The organism is Dysgonomonas sp. Shenzhen-Wh21 (assembly GCF_043392705.1).
Taxonomy (GTDB): domain Bacteria; phylum Bacteroidota; class Bacteroidia; order Bacteroidales; family Dysgonomonadaceae; genus Dysgonomonas.
Map to the genome: position 1 here is coordinate 1 of NZ_JAIXHZ010000098.1, position 2,697 is coordinate 2,697.

The 2,697-nt window shown below is 36.7% G+C and carries 2 protein-coding genes; both read right to left on the reverse strand.

Going from position 1 to position 2,697, the window contains the following annotated elements:
• Positions 1-124 precede the first annotated feature (124 nt).
• Complete coding sequence (gene nth, locus LDB17_RS06460; RefSeq protein WP_252638046.1) at positions 125-760, reverse strand: endonuclease III; 636 nt, start codon at positions 758-760, stop codon at positions 125-127.
• A gap of 76 nt (positions 761-836) precedes the next feature.
• Positions 837-2,697: peptidyl-prolyl cis-trans isomerase (locus LDB17_RS06465; protein WP_393924943.1), on the reverse strand; the 1,861-nt coding region annotated here is incomplete at its 5' end.

The window sequence follows — 2,697 nt, forward strand, 5'->3', positions numbered from 1 at the left end:
TCTATCAAAGCGGGTGCAAAGATATGCATTTTATTTATACATCTCCAAATATTTTAATGCCTTTTTTTCAAAATATTTTAACCGAAATATACAAAACCCTTAAACAAAATAACTTAATCAAAATTTATTTTTTTGTGAAGTATTTGCAAAATGGCGTCAATCCACATTCTTCACATTTTGGCTTACGAGCCAAGCATACATATCTGCCATGTAATATCAGCCAATGATGTGCTTTCGATAAATATCGAGAAGGGATATATTTTATCAATTCCCGTTCTGTTTGAGCCGGATTTTTTGAATTATCAGTCAATCCTATCCTATTAGACACTCTGAACACATGCGTATCAACAGGCATAGCCGGCTTATCAAAAGCGACTATAAGCATTACATTGGCAGTTTTGCGCCCAACCCCGGGTATTGACTCCAACTCCTCCAAAGTATCGGGAATTTGGCCGTTAAAATCAGCCATAACCTTCTTTGCCATCCCAACAAGATTCTTCGCCTTGTTATTGGGGTATGAAATGCTTTTGATATATTCATAAACATCATCCGGAGAAGATACTGCCAAAACCTCGGGGGTTGGAAATGCTTCAAAAAGCGCAGGAGTAACCATATTAACCCTCTTGTCGGTGCATTGAGCAGATAGTATTACTGCAATCAAAAGATGAAATGGGCTATCGTAGTGGAGTTCGGTATCCACAACCGGCATATTTTTATCAAACCAGTCTATCACACGTTCGTATCGTTCTTTTTTTGTCATATAATAATTAGATAAAAACACAAAATCCCCTATAGTTATAACTATAAGGGATTTTTTATAATTTAAGTTTTAATAATTACCAGAATGCAACCCTGTTGTCTTTTACATTCATTTTCTCTTTCAGAACCAACATTGCCTGAGACATCAATTGATACATGTTGCTTTGACGTATCATTTGTTTTGACTGTGCCGGGTCGAATGTCGCTGTATTTTCAGTCTTACTTGTTACATCTATCACGTACACTCCCGATTTACCTTTCTTAGGAGCTTCCAGCTTGTTTACTTGCCCATGTTTTGCATATACGTTCAACAACGGCTCGTAACCAACACCCGAGATATTATTCGTTTGGAAAGTAACAAAGTTTACAGTATCAACTCTACCTGCTATAGCTTGAGCATATCCATCGAGAGAAGTCAAGTTTTTAGCTTTCAGATCAGCAATTATTTTTTCTGCCTTTTTATCATTAATCAATTCAGCTTTCAACATTGCTGAAACTTCTGATACCGGCATATAATCACCGCTTATTTCATTCTTAACTACAGCAATTATTCTCTTGTTTGTAAGATTATCAAATTTCTTCACAGACCCAACTTTATTATTGAAAGCCCAAGATATAACTTGACGAGAACCTGCGACCTGCCCCAATAACATATCAGACGGAGAAACAACTGCATTTGATATAATATTATACCCTTTAGTTAATGCAGCATTATCGAAATTCTGAACATTTCCGTTTTCAGCAACAAATTGGTTCAACTCGTTATCTACCGAGTTTTGAGTCTTATCACTAACAATCACCGGCATTTGTATAAGTGCAATCTTAACTTTTGCAACAGGATTGGTTTTATCTTCAACACGTACGATTTGTGTCTGACCATTTATTGACACATTAAAAACATCGCCTTTAGCTGCTCCGAAGCATTTTTTGATCAAATCTCCACCGGCACTAGCCAAAGCCATTTCTGTAGCCCAGCCAATATTACCGCCATTTGATCCCGGCATCAACTCATTTGCTAGAGCAGAAAAATCTTTACCTCCTTTAATTACATTTAGCAAACTATCTGAAATATGAGTTGCAGTAGCCTGATCCAAGCCCTGAGGTAATGGAATCATCTGTAGTTTGACAGAGTCGGCAGCAGAAGTTCTGTCAACCAGCTTATACATTATATATGATTGCTCGTTACGTTCAGGTCCGTTTACTTGACCAATTGTAGCTGTTTGAGCAAATTCTTTCATATCTGCAGGTAAAGTATTTACCGAGATAAATGCATCTACATACTGATTGTTTGAATATTCATTAACAAGTAATCCAGGATTATCTGTTGCTACAAATTTATCATGAATAGCATTGATTTCTTTTTCTACAGCAGCATAATCTTCATCACTCGGAACAACATCTTTTACAAAGTAAGAGATCTTACGTAATTCAGATTCAAGCTTAAAGTTGTTTTTACGTTGATCGTATAACGCTTTAATATCCTTATCTGTTACATCCTTAGCAACTAAAGAGTCTGCGATAGAAGTATATTTTTGTACAACATACGAGATGCTGGCTTGTGTCTTAGAGTCATCAAAAGCCGATTTAGCTTCTGTGGCTGTAGGAATCACAATACCTGCAACTATAGCTGAATATTTTTCTTCGAGACGTTGATATTTCATCATATTCTGGATAAATGTCCAGATTTCTCTCCTTGCCTGTATTTCAGCTCTTTGATTCTCAGGCAAATTAGTATCATCCTGAGAGATAGTTTGTATGAACTGATTTAAAGCCGCTCTTTCGAATTGACCTGTTTGAGGATTAACGAAGAATGGTATCTGATGTAGTATCGGAGCTACGTTAGGCCCTGTAACCATATCATTCAATTCTTCTTTGGTCACATTTAAGCCAAGTTGAGCAGCCTGCTTGTCGAGAATAATCTCTTTCACCATTTGTTGG

What these genes read in the sequence shown, in the direction of transcription:
- nth (WP_252638046.1), bottom strand. Translation starts at nt 760, where the DNA reads ATGACAAAAAAAGAACGATACGAACGTGTGATAGACTGGTTTGATAAA.